General features: G+C 59.2%; 13 protein-coding genes. 5 read left to right on the top strand and 8 right to left on the bottom strand.

The window, feature by feature from the left end; translation table 11 throughout:
• Window positions 1-58: 58 nt before the first annotated feature.
• Complete coding sequence (locus ACEN8R_RS18060; RefSeq protein ID WP_495624238.1) at window positions 59-292, bottom strand: hypothetical protein; 234 nt, start codon at window positions 290-292, stop codon at window positions 59-61.
• 561 nt (window positions 293-853) lie between these two features.
• Between ACEN8R_RS18060 and ACEN8R_RS18065 the strand changes: the two genes are divergently transcribed.
• On the top strand, window positions 854-2182 hold the full coding sequence (locus tag ACEN8R_RS18065) for an OprD family porin (RefSeq protein ID WP_018926508.1): 1329 nt from the start codon (window positions 854-856) through the stop codon (window positions 2180-2182).
• Window positions 2183-2323: 141 nt separating this feature from the next.
• Here the strand turns inward: ACEN8R_RS18065 and ACEN8R_RS18070 are convergent, their stop codons facing one another.
• Together ACEN8R_RS18070 and ACEN8R_RS18075 are read right to left on the bottom strand one after the other, a co-directional pair.
• Window positions 2324-3166, bottom strand: coding sequence for a mechanosensitive ion channel family protein (locus ACEN8R_RS18070; protein ID WP_305409986.1), 843 nt, complete (start codon window positions 3164-3166; stop codon window positions 2324-2326).
• 136 nt (window positions 3167-3302) lie between these two features.
• Window positions 3303-3788 (bottom strand): YajQ family cyclic di-GMP-binding protein, encoded by a 486-nt coding sequence (locus ACEN8R_RS18075; protein WP_018926510.1) that lies wholly within the window; start codon window positions 3786-3788, stop codon window positions 3303-3305.
• Between the two features lie 140 nt (window positions 3789-3928).
• Here ACEN8R_RS18075 and ACEN8R_RS18080 point away from each other — a divergent pair, with 140 nt between their 5' ends.
• The 3 genes from ACEN8R_RS18080 to ACEN8R_RS18090 are packed head-to-tail and all read left to right on the top strand — an operon-like array spanning window position 3929 to window position 7512.
• A complete protein-coding gene (locus ACEN8R_RS18080) occupies window positions 3929-4846 on the top strand; it encodes a putative 2-dehydropantoate 2-reductase (protein ID WP_495624239.1) in 918 nt (305 codons plus the stop codon).
• 45 nt (window positions 4847-4891) lie between these two features.
• A complete protein-coding gene (locus ACEN8R_RS18085; RefSeq protein ID WP_028939417.1) occupies window positions 4892-6928 on the top strand; it encodes a sensor histidine kinase in 2037 nt (678 codons plus the stop codon).
• A 2-nt stretch (window positions 6929-6930) separates the two neighbouring features.
• Window positions 6931-7512 carry a cob(I)yrinic acid a,c-diamide adenosyltransferase gene (locus ACEN8R_RS18090; protein ID WP_495624240.1) on the top strand — a complete coding sequence of 194 codons (582 nt, stop codon included), beginning with the start codon at window positions 6931-6933 and terminating at the stop codon, window positions 7510-7512.
• 50 nt (window positions 7513-7562) lie between these two features.
• Here ACEN8R_RS18090 and ACEN8R_RS18095 read toward each other — a convergent pair whose 3' ends face one another.
• The 4 genes from ACEN8R_RS18095 to secA all read right to left on the bottom strand — a co-directional run bounded on the left by ACEN8R_RS18095 (window position 7563) and on the right by secA (window position 13355).
• A complete protein-coding gene (locus ACEN8R_RS18095) occupies window positions 7563-8507 on the bottom strand; it encodes a Nudix family hydrolase (RefSeq protein ID WP_258613217.1) in 945 nt (314 codons plus the stop codon).
• Window positions 8504-9136, bottom strand: a complete 633-nt coding sequence (locus ACEN8R_RS18100; RefSeq protein ID WP_019581491.1) for a glutathione S-transferase family protein — start codon at window positions 9134-9136, stop codon at window positions 8504-8506. Before ACEN8R_RS18100 ends, ACEN8R_RS18095 begins: the two co-directional genes overlap by 4 nt.
• Window positions 9137-9282: 146 nt before the next feature.
• On the bottom strand, window positions 9283-10500 hold the full coding sequence (gene argJ / locus ACEN8R_RS18105; protein ID WP_019581492.1) for a bifunctional glutamate N-acetyltransferase/amino-acid acetyltransferase ArgJ: 1218 nt from the start codon (window positions 10498-10500) through the stop codon (window positions 9283-9285).
• 119 nt (window positions 10501-10619) lie between these two features.
• Window positions 10620-13355, bottom strand: coding sequence for a preprotein translocase subunit SecA (gene secA / locus ACEN8R_RS18110; protein ID WP_018926517.1), 2736 nt, complete (start codon window positions 13353-13355; stop codon window positions 10620-10622).
• A gap of 307 nt (window positions 13356-13662) precedes the next feature.
• On the opposite strand from secA, the gene ACEN8R_RS18115 reads away from it, so the two are divergent.
• A complete protein-coding gene (locus ACEN8R_RS18115; protein WP_018926518.1) occupies window positions 13663-14118 on the top strand; it encodes a DUF721 domain-containing protein in 456 nt (151 codons plus the stop codon).
• 59 nt (window positions 14119-14177) lie between these two features.
• Here the strand turns inward: ACEN8R_RS18115 and ACEN8R_RS18120 are convergent, their stop codons facing one another.
• Window positions 14178-15665, bottom strand: a complete 1488-nt coding sequence (locus ACEN8R_RS18120) for a helicase HerA-like domain-containing protein (RefSeq protein ID WP_064621202.1) — start codon at window positions 15663-15665, stop codon at window positions 14178-14180.
• Window positions 15666-15840: the final 175 nt, after the last annotated feature.

Below are 15840 nucleotides of genomic sequence, written 5' to 3' on the forward strand. Positions count from 1 at the left end.
ACCGAAAGACGGCGCACCAAGCGACAGGACGGCAGCATACCTGCGAATGCCATGCGCTTCACGACGAACTGCCGCCAGCACCGCCCTGCGGGCGCGCCGAGATGCGCCATTTTGATTCGGGACGCACCATGACGGAACCGGCCATCACGGAAAAAGTGCCGAAATGACCAATAAACAATGCACCGCTCGAATCCACGACAAAGCCACAATGCGTGAATTCAGTACAGGAAATAAAATTTTTTGCACCAAAACCGCACAACGCGTCTACGCTCAGTGCGTCAGCATCCGCCAATTACTCACTAGCGGGGTGAACCGGTAACGCTTTTGGTTGTCACCCCCGCAGCTTCGATGTGGTAACCACGATGCAAAGCATGGCGTCAAGCCCACATAAAATGAGCTTGAACCCCCCGGTTTTATGAGGTTTTTACGGCAACAGGCAGGCTTTCGGAAAAAAACAGCAACAGAATTCCGATTTGTGCACGCTTGTTGCATCAACACCCGTATCGTCTATAAGCGCTCCGCTGGAAGTGGAAGCCTGAAGACCAATAAAAACAGTGGCAGGGTTGCCCGATGGAGATTCAAGTGCAGGACAAGGGACTCTTTTTTACCGATGCTCAAGCCCTGGAAAACAGCGCTGAAGTTGTCAGTCCGATTGCGTCGGGACTGTGAATTTGCGACATCTACCCAGCCATTTGCGACAGGGTCGTAAAGAAGCTGAAAGGTTAGATGTGCAAGTATCGCCAATAGGGTCGGCGTGATATAAGTTTGCGCCGACACAAAAAGAAAGAGCCGCCCAGATAATAAAACAGGTGGGACGGCAGTACTCTTCTAAAAACCAAAGGAGCAAATCACGATGCGCGTGATGAAGTGGAGCATGATCGCACTGGCAGTTGCAGCAGCAGCCAGTACTCAATTGGCTACGGCCGCACCTTTCGTAAGTGACCAGGCTGACGCCAAAGGTTTTGTTGAAGATAGCAAGCTCGACTTGCTGGTTCGCAACTACTACTACAACCGTAACAAGAAAGACGGCGCCGTCGATGACAAAGACTGGACCCAGGGCATCCAGGGCATGTACAGCTCGGGCTACACCCAAGGTCTGATCGGTGTTGGCGTTGAAGCTTGGGGCCAACTGGCCATTAAGCTGGACGGTTCCGACAAGTATTCGGGTACCGGCAACATGCCCGTGGGCAATGATGGCGAAGTCGAAAACAACCAGGGCAAAGCCGGCGCTGCCGCCAAGTTCCGCATCTCCAAGACCGAGCTGAAAATCGGCGACATGCAGCCAAGCACTTCTCCGGTGTTCGCTGTAGGCGGCTCCCGCATCCTTCACCAAACTGCCAGCGGTATCCAACTGCAGAGCAGCGAAGTCAAAGACCTTGACCTCGAAGCCGGTCACTTCTACTCGGCGACCAGTCAGGACCGAAATGCCCGTGATGGCGACCTGTGGGCAACCTACGCTGGCGTGAAAGCCAACTCCATCGACTACTTCGGTGGCAAGTACGGCATTACCCCAGACCTGAGCGTGTCGCTCTACGGTGCCAAGCTCGAAGACATCTGGAACCAGTACTACGCCAACGCGAACTACACCCTCGCTTTGGGTGGCGATCAGTCGATCAACTTCGACGGTAACATCTACAACACCAGGGACACTGGTAGCGCTAAAGCAGGCGAAATCAATAACACCGCCTACTCCCTCGCTGCTGCTTTCTCGTTCCTGAAGGCGCACACCATCACCCTGGGCTTCCAGAAAGTGAATGGCGATACTCCGTTCGACTATATCGGCGTGGGTAAAAACAACCGCGGTGGCGACTCGATCTTCCTCGCCAACTCCATCCAGTACTCTGACTTCAACGCCCCTGGCGAGAAATCGGTACAGGCCCGTTACGACCTGAAAATGGCCGAATACGGCATCCCTGGTCTGAGCTTCATGACCCGTTACGTGAAAGGTTGGGACATCGACGGCACCAACACTCCAGCAGGCAGCCCTTACGCTGGCCTGTACGGTGCAGACGGTAAACACCACGAAACCAACGTGGAAGTTAAATACGTAATTCAGTCCGGCCCAGCTAAAGATCTGTCGTTCCGCATCCGTCAAGCATGGCACACCGCCAACGCAGACGAAGGCGAAGGCGATATCTCTGAGTTCCGCCTGATCACCGACTACCCGCTCAACATTCTGTAATTGCAGAAAGTTAGTTCGCGGTAATCAAAAAAGGCCCATCTTCGGATGGGCCTTTTTTATTGGCTACAGCATTGTGTTTAAAGGATCGGGGCTTGCGAAATGTCTGACCAAACGGTCAGACATTAGTTGAAAGACAGATCATTAAACCGTTGCCGATTCCTGCACCACGCGAATAACCCGCTGCGGAAATGGAATATCGATGCCGGCAGTCTTCAAGCGATCGCGCGATTGTTCGTTAAACATGAACATCACATTCCAGTAGTCGGCAGTCTTCACCCACACCCGTAGAGAAACAGTGATCGAACTGTCGCCCAGTGTGGAAATCACCGCTTCCGGTGCCGGCTCAGTCAACACTCGCGGATCCTTGGCCAGGTCCAGCAACACTTCACGGGCCTTCTGCAAGTCCGCCTCGTAGTCCACACCCACATCAAATACTACTTTGCGGGTCGGCTGACGGTTGGTGTTGGTGATGATGCCGTTCGACAGATTACCGTTAGGCACGATGATGGTTTTGTTATCGCCAGTGCGCAGTACGGTGTGGAAGATCTGGATGCTGTCGACAGTACCGGCAACACCTTGGGCTTCGATCCAGTCACCGATACGGAATGGACGGAACAACAGAATCAACACGCCGCCGGCGAAATTCGCCAGGCTGCCCTGCAGGGCCAGACCGATGGCCAGGCCGGCCGCACCGATAGCCGCGACGAAGGAGGTGGTTTCCACACCGATCATCGACGCCACGCTGACGATCAGCAGAACTTTGAGGATGATGTTCGCCAGGCTGCTGATGAAGCCTTGCAGCGCCAGGTCGGCGTTGCGCAACGCCAACAGGCCGCCCAGTTTTTGCGTGACTTTGTTGATCAGCCACCAGCCAATGGCCAGGGTAATCACCGCCAGCAACACGCGGCTGCCGTATTCCATGATCATCGGAATCCAGGCTTGAGACGCCTTGACCAGGTTGTCCACTTCAGCATTCAAATCCATCTTCTTTCTCCTGATTTCCGGCTACCCGGCACGCGAAAAATGAGCGGCAGAAAGACCGACCCCATAAGGCTCGGTCGTTTCTGCCGTTGCTTGGGCCTCGGACGTCGAAATCGCCGAGAGGTTCCCGCTTGAAAGATCAGTCGCGGAAGTTATTGAACTGCAGCGGCATGTCGAAAGTTTTGGCGCGCAGGGCGGCGATGGCTTCCTGCAGATCGTCACGCTTTTTACCGGTGATACGCACCTGCTCACCCTGAATGGCAGCCTGAACCTTGAGCTTGGCATCTTTGACGTGGGCGACGATTTTCTTCGCCAGCTCTTTGTCGATGCCTTCCTTGAGGACCGCTTCCTGCTTCATCAGCTTGCCCGACGCGTAGGCATCCTTGACTTCAAGGCATTGCACGTCGATCTTGCGCTTGACCAGGGCCAGCTTGAGGATCTCGATCATCGCTTCGAGCTGGAAATCGGCTTCAGCGGTCAGGTTGACGGTCAGGTCTTTTTCCTTGAACTCGAAGCTGCCCTTGCCTTTCAGGTCATAACGACGATCGAGTTCCTTGACGGCGTTCTCGACCGCGTTGGTGACTTCGTGTTTGTCCAGTTCGGATACCACGTCGAACGACGGCATGTAATTTCTCCAATAAAAAGGCGCGCTCGATAACGATGGAGCGCGCTTGGCTTGCGGTTAAAATCGGGCTCATTATAACGGGTCTTTTCCAACCGATACTGCGAGCCTCACATGCCAGCGACAAACCGAGTAAAAAGCTGATGTCTACCCCTTGGCATGTTCTGGGCGCCGGCAGCCTCGGCACGTTGTGGGCCACCCGTCTGGCACGGGCTTCAGTGCCGGTCAGGCTGATCGTACGGGACGCGGCACGCCTGCAGGCCTATCAGGCGGCGGGCGGGCTGACGCTGGTCGAGCACGGCGAAGCGCAGCTGTACCCGGTGCCTGGCGAAACAGCCGACAGCGACGGGCCGATCAGCCGTCTGCTGGTAGCCTGTAAAGCCTATGACGCCGTAACAGCCGTGACCCAGCTCGCCCACCGCCTGACACCGGACGCCGAACTGATCCTGTTGCAAAACGGCCTTGGCAGCCAGGACGCCGTCGCCGCGCAAGTCCCGCATGCCCGCTGCATCTTCGCTTCCAGTACCGAAGGCGCGTTTCGCGATGGCGACTGGCGCGTGGTGTTTGCCGGTCATGGTTACACCTGGCTGGGAGATGCCGGCCATCCGGTGGCACCGTTCTGGCTGGAGGACTTGAGCGACGCCGGTATTCCCCATGAGTGGAGCACCGACATTCTCACCAGGCTGTGGCGCAAGCTGGCGCTCAATTGTGCGATCAACCCGTTGACCGTCCTGCACGAATGCCGCAACGGCGGTTTGCAGCAACATCAGTGCGAAGTGGCCACCCTGTGCGCCGAACTCACCGAACTGCTGGAGCGCTGCGGCCAGCCGGCGGCAGCCGAAAACCTCCGGGAGGAAGTCGAACGGGTGATCAAGGCGACCGCGACCAATTTCTCCTCGATGTACCAGGATGTCGCCAATCAGCGCCGCACCGAAATCAGCTACCTGTTGGGCCATGCCTGCAAAGTTGCGTCGCGGCATCAGTTGAACCTGCCCCACCTCAATCAATTGCAGCAGCGCTTGATCGATCATCTGCACAGCCTTGGATTGCCCAGCGACTGAGCAGCGGCTACGCTGGCCACTTGTTCCTTTTCAGCGATGAACCTGATGCCATTGCGCCAGCGCCTTGAAAACCTTCCGGTCGGCCAGAAACTGCTGGCCGCCCTGCTGGTGCTGTTGACCACCGTTTTGCTGGTCGCCAACCTGACCTTTATCAGTGCCGCGTATTACATCTCCCAGGAAAGCATGGCCCCCCAGGCCCTGCAGACCATCGGCCGACTGGTGTCCAACCCGAGCCTGGTGTCCGACGCGCTGAAGTCGCCGCAAAACGCCGAACGCCTGCTCAACGAACTCAACAGTTATTCACCACTGCGTGCGGCAGCCCTTTACGACGGCACGGGTACGCGTCTGGCGCAGCTGCAACACGGCGACACGCTGAACCTGCCAGAACACTACCGACACCTCGAAGCCTGGCAAGCCACGGAGTTTCGCAGCAATCAAGTGATCACCCTGCCCCGCCCCGGCACCGCACCCGGGCATCTGCTACTGGTGGCCAGCAGCGAATTGCCGATGGCGTTCTACACCGGGACCCTGACCGCCAGCCTGGGGATTCTGATCTTCAGCGTGCTGTTGTGGCTGGTGATCGCCCGGCAAATCAAACGCCTGATTACCCGCCCCATCCATCAGCTAGAAGAGCTGTCCCGGCAAGTCACCCGGGAAGAGAACTACGCCCTGCGCGCCTCTCGCGGCAACCACGATGAAATCGGCAGCCTCGCCGAAGCGTTCAACACCATGCTCTCGCGCATCGAGGCCCGGGAGCAGCAGCTCAAGCGTGCCCGCGACGATTCCCAGGCGGCTTACGACCAGGCCCAGGGGCTGGCCGAAGAAACCCGTCACACCAACCGCAAGCTGGAACTGGAAGTTCAGGTGCGGAGCAAGATCGAGAAAAAACTCACCGGTTTCCAGAACTACCTCAACAGCATCATCGACTCCATGCCATCGGCACTGATCGCCCTCGACGAGCAGCTTTACGTGACCCAGTGGAATCAGGAGGCCAGCGCACTGTCCGGCACGCGCCTGGACGAAGCCCTGAACCAGCCGATCTTTCTCGCCTTCAAACCCCTCAAGCCGTTCCTGCCGCAGCTCAAGCAAACCGTCGAGCAGCATACGGTGGCCAAGATCGAACGCGTTACCTGGCCCAAGGACGACGAACCCCGGCATTACGCCCTGACGTTCTACCCCTTGATGGGCGGTGCCGGACGTGGCGTGGTCATCCGGATCGACGACATCACCCAGCGTCTGTCCCTGGAAGAGATGATGGTGCAGTCGGAAAAAATGCTCTCGGTCGGCGGCCTCGCCGCCGGTATGGCCCATGAGATCAACAACCCGCTGGGCGCGATCCTGCACAACGTGCAGAACATTCGTCGACGTCTGTCCCCCGACCTGCCGAAGAACCTCGAACAGGCCGAGCAAATGGGCATCGAACTGGAAACGGTCAATAAGTACCTGAAAGCGCGTGAAGTACCGCAGCTGCTCGACGGCATTCAGCAGGCTGGCGCCCGGGCGGCGAAGATCGTGACCCACATGCTCAGCTTCAGCCGCCGCAGCACTCGGCAAATGGCACCATGCGACCTGCCGGCACTGATCGATCAAGCGGTGGAAATCGCCGGCAACGACTTCGACCTGGCCATTGGCTTCGACTTCAAGGGCCAGGCGATCATTCGCCAGTTCGATCCGGCGCTGGGCCCGGTACCCGGCACCGCCAACGAACTGGAACAGGTGCTGCTCAACCTGCTGAAAAACGCTGCGCAAGCCATTCACCAGCGTACAGACGACCGCGAACCGGGGCGGATCATTCTGCGCACAAAACTGAATCCGCCGTGGGCGGAAATCCAGGTCGAGGACAACGGCATCGGCATGAGCGAAAGCGTGCGCAAACGCACGTTCGAGCCGTTCTTCACCACCAAGGAAATCGGTCAGGGCACCGGCCTTGGGCTCTCGGTTTCGTATTTCATCATCACCAACAACCACAAGGGCCAGATGGAAGTGCAATCGACGCCGGGCCAAGGCACTTGCTTCACCTTGCGCCTGCCTTTGTCGGGCACTGCGGTGAACTCTCAAGAACTCAATCAGCTGTCGAGGTAACCATGGGCTTTCGTTTGTCGAAGATTTACACCCGCACCGGTGACAAAGGCGAAACCGGGCTTGGTGACGGCCGCCGGGTGCCCAAGGACCATCCGCGAATCGAGGCCATTGGCGAGGTCGATACGCTGAACAGCCAGGTGGGCGTGCTGTTGGCCGGGTTGGCGGCGCAAAGTGGCGAGTTTCCCGGACTTGACGAAGTGATCGAGGTATTGGCGCCCTGCCAGCATCGGTTGTTCGACCTCGGTGGCGAACTGGCGATGCCGGTGTATCAGGCACTGAACACGGCAGAAATCGAACGGCTGGAAGCGGCCATTGATGTGTGGAATGAAGAACTGGGGCCGCTGGAGAATTTCATTCTGCCCGGCGGTTCGGCGCTGATTGCCCAGGCCCACGTGTGCCGCAGCCTGGCGCGTAGTGCCGAACGCCGGTGTCAGCAGTTGAATACGATCGAACCGTTGGCCGGGGTGGGCCTGGCGTATATCAATCGGTTGTCGGATTTGTTGTTTGTGGCGGCACGGTTGATTGCCAAGCGCCAGGGGATTGCCGAGATTTTATGGCAGCCTGCGGCGAAACCTTCAAACTGATCGACTGATCATTCCCACGCGGAGCGTGGGAATGATCACAGCACTGCAAATCAAGCCTCAGGCCAGAACGCCCGAATCCCCGCCACACCCTGCGCGCCCGCTTCCCAGGCTTTCTGCCGCTCTACCGGGCCAACACCACCCAACAAGAACACCGGTTTGCTGAAGCCTTCGATCAAAGTCGACGCCAGCTCCCAACCCAGCGGCTGAGCATCCGGGTGCGTCTGGGTCGGCTGCACCGGCGACAGGGTCACAAAGTCCACGCCCATCTGCTCGGCCAGCGCCAGTTCTTCAGCGTTGTGGCAGGACGCCGCCAACCAGCGCGACGCTGGTAGCGGTCGGCCGGCCGCCGCGTACTTGCGCAACTGCGCGGCAGTGATGTGCCAGCCGGCGGACGGAAAGTCCCCCAGCCATTCAAACGGCCCCTTGATCATCAACTGCGCCTTGCCGGCACACAGCCCTGCCGCGTCCACCGCCAAATCGCGGTATTGCGGGTCATAGCCATTGGGCGCACGCAACTGAATCAGCTTGATGCCGCCCGCGATGGCTTTCTGAATACCGCGCAGCAAGGCCGGGGTTTCCAGACCGTCCGGGGTGATCAGGTACTCGCCAGGCAAGCGTGCTGCCGAGACGATCGGCTGGTTGGCGGCTGGAAACTCGTAGTCCAGCAGTTCCCGCGCCGTCACCCAGGCCAAAGGCTGACCTTCAGCACCATGGGGTTCGCCGGTAAACGCCGAGACTTCCCAGACATCCAGCAACACCTGCTTGTCCGGGTAGTCGTGGCGAACCTTGATCAACGGTCGCGCGGTATTGACCACGATGCCCAACTCTTCGTGAAGCTCGCGGGCCAGGGCGGTTTCGACGGATTCGTTATCCTCGACCTTGCCACCGGGGAACTCCCACAAGCCGCCCTGATGCTGGGTGTCGGCACGCCGGGCGATGAGGATCTTGCCGTTGCTATCGCGGATAACCGCCGCGGCCACGTGTACTCGTTTCACTGCCCGACCTCCTCCAGACCTGCCTTCTGCCAGGCCTTGAAAGCTGGCCATTGGTAAATGGTTTCGACATAGGCTGCATCGACCTCGGGCAGCTTCACTTGATAGGTGCGCAGGCGGACGGCGATCGGTGCGAAAAACGCATCGGCCAGGGTCGCGCCACCGAACAGGAACGGGCCGGCTTCAGTCGCGGCCGCACGACATTCAGCCCACAACGCCAGCATGCGCTCGATCTCGGCCTGAACGTCAGGCGGAGTCGGCAACAACGGCGCATTGTGGCTCAGGTCGAACGGCATGTTGCCGCGCATGGCGAAGAAACCGCTGTGCATCTGCGCGCAAGCCGAACGCGCCTGGGCTCGGGCGGCGGTGTCTTTGGGCCAGAGGCCGGCATCGGGGAATTGCTCGGCCAGGTACTCGGCAATCGCCAGCGAATCGGCGATGGTGCCGTGTTCGCTTTTCAGCAGCGGGACTTTCCCGGTCGGCGAATGCTTGAGCACGCGTGCGCGGGTGTCCGGCTGGTTCAGCTTGATCAGTTCTTCGGTGTAGGACGCGCCGGTCAGGTCGAGGGCCAGCGCGGCGCGCAGGGACCAGGAAGAATACAGTTTGTCGCCGATGATCAGGTGGAGGCTCATGTTCGGGCGCCTTTTGGTAAGAGTACAAGCCAGAATCTTTAGCGTCTGGTGGTCCGTCTTCGCGGGCAAGTCGGATCGCCGCACCGCTCGCTCCTACAGGTGGTGTGACCTGTAGGAACGAGGTTTGCCCGCGAAAGCGATCTGTCTTACGTGCGGTACTCGGCGTTGATCTTCACGTATTCGTGGGACAGGTCGGTGGTCCAGATGGTTTCGCTGCAATCGCCGCGACCCAGCTCGATGCGGATGGTGATTTCTTCCTGCTGCATCACCGCCGCGCCCTGGGCTTCGGTGTAGGTGGCAGAACGCGCGCCACGGCTGGCGATGCACACCTCGCCCAGGAACACGTCGATCTTGCTCACGTCCAGGTTCGGTACACCGGCACGGCCTACAGCGGCCAGGATGCGGCCCCAGTTCGGGTCGGAGGCGAACAGCGCAGTCTTGATCAGCGGCGAGTGGGCCACGGTGTAACCGACGTCCAGGCATTCCTGGTGATTGCCGCCGCCGTTGACTTCAACGGTGACGAACTTGGTCGCGCCTTCGCCGTCACGCACGATGGCCTGGGCTACGTCCATGCACACTTCGAATACCGCTTGTTTCAACTTGGCGAACAGCTCGCCTTCGGCACGGGTGATTTCCGGCAGTGCGGCCTTGCCGGTGGCGATCAGCATGCAGCAGTCGTTAGTCGAGGTGTCGCCGTCGATGGTGATGCGGTTGAACGACTTGTTGGCGCCGTCCAGCAGCAGGTTTTGCAGCACCTCGCGGGAGACTTTGGCGTCGGTGGCGATGTAACCGAGCATGGTCGCCATGTTCGGGCGAATCATGCCCGCGCCTTTGCTGATGCCGGTGACAGTGATGGTCACGCCGTCATGCTGGAACTGACGGCTGGCGCCCTTGGGCAGGGTGTCGGTGGTCATGATGCCGGTGGCGGCAGCTTCCCAGTTGTTTTCCGACAAATCATCGAGGGCAGCTTGCAACGCGCCTTCGATTTTCTCGACCGGCAGCGGTTCGCCGATCACGCCGGTGGAATACGGCAGCACCAGGCTGGCATCAACGCCGGTCAGCTCAGCCAGCTTGGCGCAGGTGCGCTCGGCGGCGGCCAGGCCTGGTTCGCCGGTGCCGGCGTTGGCATTGCCGGTGTTGGTCAGCAGGTAACGTACCGGACCTTGCACGCGTTGCTTGGCCAGGATCACAGGAGCGGCGCAAAAGGCGTTCAGGGTGAACACGCCCGCCACTGTGGAACCTTCGGCACAGCGCATGACCACGACATCCTTGCGCCCCGGGCGCTTGATACCGGCCGAGGCGATACCGAGTTCAAAACCGGCAACCGGGTGCAACGTTGGCAAAGGACCAAGACCAACAGCCATGAATGCGCTCCTTAAAAAATGTTGTCACCGTCAGTGCGATGGACGGTGGTTTAAATGGCAAAACGCCGCGACGGCAGAAGCCGGTCGCGGCGCGGGTATTTCAGCGTTTGAAACGGGGTTTACTGGATCTGCCCGTGGCAATGCTTGTACTTCTTGCCCGAGCCGCAGTAGCACAGCTCGTTACGGCCCAGCTTCTGCTCGTTGCGAACCGGTGCGGTGGCGAGAGCTACATCGATCTCTTCACCCAACACTTCCGGTTGCTCCAGGCCAGGCGCTTCGTCGTGCTGGAACTGCATGCGCGCAGCCAGCGCCTCGGCTTCCTGACGCAGACGTTGCTCTTCGGCTTCCGGATCTTCGCGGCGCACCTGAACGTGCGACAGCACACGAATCGAGTCGCGCTTGATCGAATCCAGCAGCTCGGAGAACAAGGTGAAGGACTCGCGCTTGTACTCTTGCTTCGGGTTCTTCTGCGCATAACCACGCAAGTGAATGCCGTGACGCAGGTGATCCATGGTCGACAGGTGGTCTTTCCACAGGTCGTCGAGCACGCGCAGTACGATTTGCTTCTCGAAGGAGCGCAGTGCTTCGGCACCGGCCTGGTCTTCTTTCTCGTTGTACGCGGCGATCAGTTCGTTGAGCAGCTTCTCACGCAGGGTTTCTTCGTACAGGTGGTCGTCTTCGTCGAGCCATTGCTGGATCGGCAGCGCCACACCGAAGTCGCTCTGCAACGCCGCTTCCAGACCGGACACGTCCCACTGCTCAGGCAGCGATTGTGGCGGAATGTGTGCGCTGACGGTTGCGTTGAGCACGTCCTGACGGAAATCGGCAATGGTTTCGCCAATGTTGTCGGCGGCCAACAAACTGTTACGCATGTGATAGATCACTTTACGTTGTTCGTTGTTGACGTCGTCGAACTCAAGCAGCTGCTTACGGATGTCGAAGTTGCGGCCTTCAACCTTGCGCTGAGCCTTCTCGATGGCGTTGGTCACCATGCGGTGCTCGATCGCTTCACCGGACTGCATGCCCAGCGCCTTCATGAAGTTCTTCACCCGGTCAGAGGCGAAGATGCGCATCAGGCTGTCTTCCAGCGACAGGTAGAAACGGCTGGAACCGGCGTCGCCCTGACGACCGGCACGACCGCGCAACTGGTTGTCGATACGACGCGATTCGTGACGCTCGGAAGCGATCACCTGCAAGCCGCCCGACTCCAGCACTTGCTGGTGACGTTTCTGCCAGTCGGCCTTGATCTGGGCAATCTGCTCAGGGGTCGGGTCTTCCAGCGAAGCCACTTCCACTTCCCAGTTACCGCCCAACAGGATGTCGGTACCACGACCGGCCATGTTGGTGGCGATGGTCAGTGCACCCGGACGACCGGCCTGAGCGATGATTTCGGCTTCTTTTTCGTGGAACTTGGCGTTCAGAACCTTGTGTTCGATGCCTTCCTTCTGAAGCAGGCCGGACATGTGCTCGGACGTTTCGATGGTGGCGGTACCCACCAGCACTGGACGGCCCTGAGCCATGCACTCCTTGATGTCGCCGATGATCGCCGCGTATTTCTCTTCGGCGGTCAGGAACACCAGGTCGTTGTAGTCTTTACGCGCCAACGGCTTGTTCGGCGGGATGACCATGACCTGCAGGCCATAGATCTGATGGAATTCGAACGCTTCGGTGTCCGCGGTACCGGTCATGCCGGACAGCTTGTTGTACAGACGGAAGTAGTTCTGGAACGTGGTCGACGCCAGGGTCTGGCTCTCGGCCTGGATGTTCAGGTTTTCCTTGGCTTCGATGGCCTGGTGCAGACCTTCGGACAAACGGCGACCCGGCATGGTACGGCCGGTGTGTTCGTCGACCAGCACCACCTGACCGTCCTGCACGATGTACTCGACATTGCGATGGAACAGTTTGTGCGCACGCAGGCCGGCATAGACGTGAGTCAGCAAGCCCAGGTTATGCGCCGAATACAGGCTCTCGCCTTCAGCCAGCAGGCCGACGCGGGTGAGCATTTCTTCGATGAACTGGTGACCGGCTTCGTTGAGTTCGACCTGACGGGTCTTCTCGTCGATGGTGTAATGGCCGGCCTTGGTGACTTCCCCTTCGACTTCCTCGATGTGCAATTCAAGCTGCGGGATCAGTTTGTTGATCTCGATGTACAGCTTGGAGCTGTCCTCGGCCTGACCGGAGATGATCAGCGGGGTACGGGCTTCGTCGATGAGGATGGAGTCGACTTCGTCGATCACGGCAAAATTGAGTTCGCGCTGGAATTTTTCTTCCATGCTGAACGCCATGTTGTCGCGCAAGTAGTCGAAACCGAATTCGTTGTTGGTGCCGTAGGTGATGTCGGCGGCGTAAGCGGCGCGCTTCTCTTCCGGTGGCTGGAATGGCGTGACCACGCCGACCGTCATGCCAAGGAATTCGTAGAGCGGACGCATCCAGTTGGCGTCACGACGGGCCAGGTAGTCGTTCACCGTCACAACGTGCACGCCCTTGCCGGACAGCGCGTTGAGGTAAACGCCCAGTGTTGCCACCAGGGTCTTGCCTTCACCGGTACGCATTTCCGCGATCATGCCTTCATGCAAGGTCATGCCGCCGATCAGCTGGACATCGAAGTGGCGCATACCCATGACGCGCTTACCGGCTTCGCGGGCGACCGCAAAGGCTTCTGGCAGCAGCTTGTCGAGGGTTTCCCCTTTGGCGAGGCGGGCCTTGAACTCGTTGGTCTTGGCACGCAATTGATCGTCCGAAAGGGCCACCATTTGCTCTTCGAAGGCATTGACGAGCTGCACCGTCTTGAGCATGCGTTTGACTTCACGCTCGTTCTTGCTTCCAAAAAGTTTCTTTAACAAAGGCGCAAACATATCGGCAGGATCTTCCACACTAAAGGGATGGAGGGCGGCCCCGTGAGTCGCCCGTGCAGCCCTCATGGCCGCATGCGAACGAGCATTCTACCCGGAAACGATGGTGAGGAAAGTGGCGTTATTCCACGATGCATGCACTGCGCTGTGACGGGGCTCACTTAAAATAAGGGCTTTTTACTGAACTTCAACCCATTGAGGGTACAAGTTACTCGTTGATTTAATGGGTAAAGCGCTCGTAAAGCAATGGGTCGGGACCAGCGGGTGCTTTCTGTTACCATGGCCGTTCTGTTACTTCAGGTGTTCGATCATGGCATTTCGCCCTCTCACGGCCAGAGCACCCGCCGTTCTGCTTCGCGAAGCCAAACCGCTGAAAGCCATCTTTGGCCACGCTCAACGCCTGGGTCATTTACAACGTCTGGTGGAAAGCCAGCTGCAACCGGCCGCCCGCGAGCATTGCCATGTGGCGTCGTGGCGCGAAGGCAGTTTATTGCTGATTGTCACCGACGGTCACTGGGCCACCCGCCTGCGTTATCAACAAAAGCGTCTGCAACGCCAGTTACAGCTGTTCGACGAGTTCGCCAGCCTGACGCGGATCCTGTTCAAGGTGCAGCCACCGACCGTTCAGCAAGGAGCGGCTGGGCATACCATGGATTTGTCGACGGATGCCGCGGCGACCATTCAGGCGACGGCTGACGGGATTACCGACCCGAATCTAAGGGCGGCGCTGGAGCGCCTTGCGGCGCACGCAAAACCTAAATCCTGACTCAAATTTAATGTGGGAGCGCCACACCGCCGCTCCCACATTTTGACTGCGTACACTCGCTAGCGGCGCTTACTGCCCCCAAGCAATGACCCCATCAACCCGCGTACCAGTTGTCGGCCCAATTGATTGGCCGCCTGTCGCATCGCCGATTTAAGCGCCTGTCCTGCGGCCGTACCGAGGAATTCCCCGGCCTGTTCGGTGAAACTCGGCTCTTCGGGGGCAGGTTTGCCCGGCGCGGTTTCAGGCTCCGGCGCCAACCCCTTGCGCCCCATCAGCACTTCATAGGCCGATTCGCGATCAACCGGTTTGTCATATCGCCCTTTAAACGGCGAACCGGCAATCAGCACCGTGCGCTCAGTCTCGGTCAGCGGACCGATCCGCGATTGCGGCGGTGCGACCAGTACACGCTGGACCATCTCCGGTGTGCCCTTGTCCTGCAAGGTGCCGACCAACGCCTCGCCGATGCCCAGCTCAGTCAACACCGACAAGGCATCAAATGCCGGGTTCGGCCGGAAGCCCTCGGCCACTGCACGCAGGGATTTCTGCTCTTTGGCGGTGAACGCGCGCAAGCCGTGCTGAACACGCAGGCCCAACTGAGCCAGCACATCATCCGGTAAGTCCCCCGGCGATTGGGTGACGAAATACACGCCCACGCCTTTCGAACGGATCAGCCGCACCACTTGTTCCAGGCGATCCTGCAACGCCTTGGGCGTACCGGCGAACAACAAGTGCGCCTCGTCGAAAAACAGCGCCAGCAGCGGTTTATCGGCATCGCCGCGTTCCGGCAGTTGCTCGAACAATTCAGCCAGCAACCACAGCAGGAACGTCGCGTAGACCTTCGGTGCTTCGTGCACCAGACGGCTGGCGTCGAGCAAGTGGATGCGCCCGCGACCGTCCATCGCCGGCTGCAAAATATCTTCCAGTTGCAGTGCCGGTTCACCGAACAACGCTTCGGCGCCCTGCTGTTCCAGCGTCGCCAAACGGCGCAACAGTGCCTGGCTGGAACCGGTGGTCATCAGCGCGGCGTCATCGCCCAGCAATTCGGGGTTATCGCGCAGATGATTGAGCAGCGCCTTCAAATCCTTCAAATCCAGCAGCAACAGCCCTTCGCGGTCGGCCACCTTGAACGCGGCATAAAGTGCCGACTGCTGACTGTCGGTCAGCTCCAGCAGGCTGCCGAGCAGCAACGGCCCCATTTCGCTCAAGGTGGTGCGCAATGGATGACCGGACTGACCGTGAATATCCCACAGGGTTACCGGATACGCCTGAGGCTTATGGTTCAGCCAGGGCATGCCGGCGATCCGCTCCGCGACCTTGCCTTGAGGGTTACCGGCGGCGCCCAGGCCGCACAAGTCGCCTTTGATATCCGCCGCGAACACCGCCACGCCTGCATCGCTGAACGCTTCGGCCAGGCGCTGCAACGTAACGGTTTTACCGGTCCCGGTAGCGCCCGCTACCAAACCGTGACGGTTCGCCAGGCGCATGGCCTGGGCGATTGGCTGGCCAGCGAGGTCAGCGCCGATAACGAGTTGCGATGAGTCAGGCATTTTGTCACCCATGGTTAATCTTTGATCCTGCATGGCCGATAACAACCGAGAGACCAGACTGAAAATAGCGTCGGTAATTCCCTAAGGAGAGACGGAACTATCAGCTTACTTTCAACACTGCCCAATTTGCGTGCCTTTATAAAAGCACGCCCTGGACATTAAGACTTTAGCGGAC

Source organism: Pseudomonas sp. Pseusp15 (assembly GCF_059492165.1).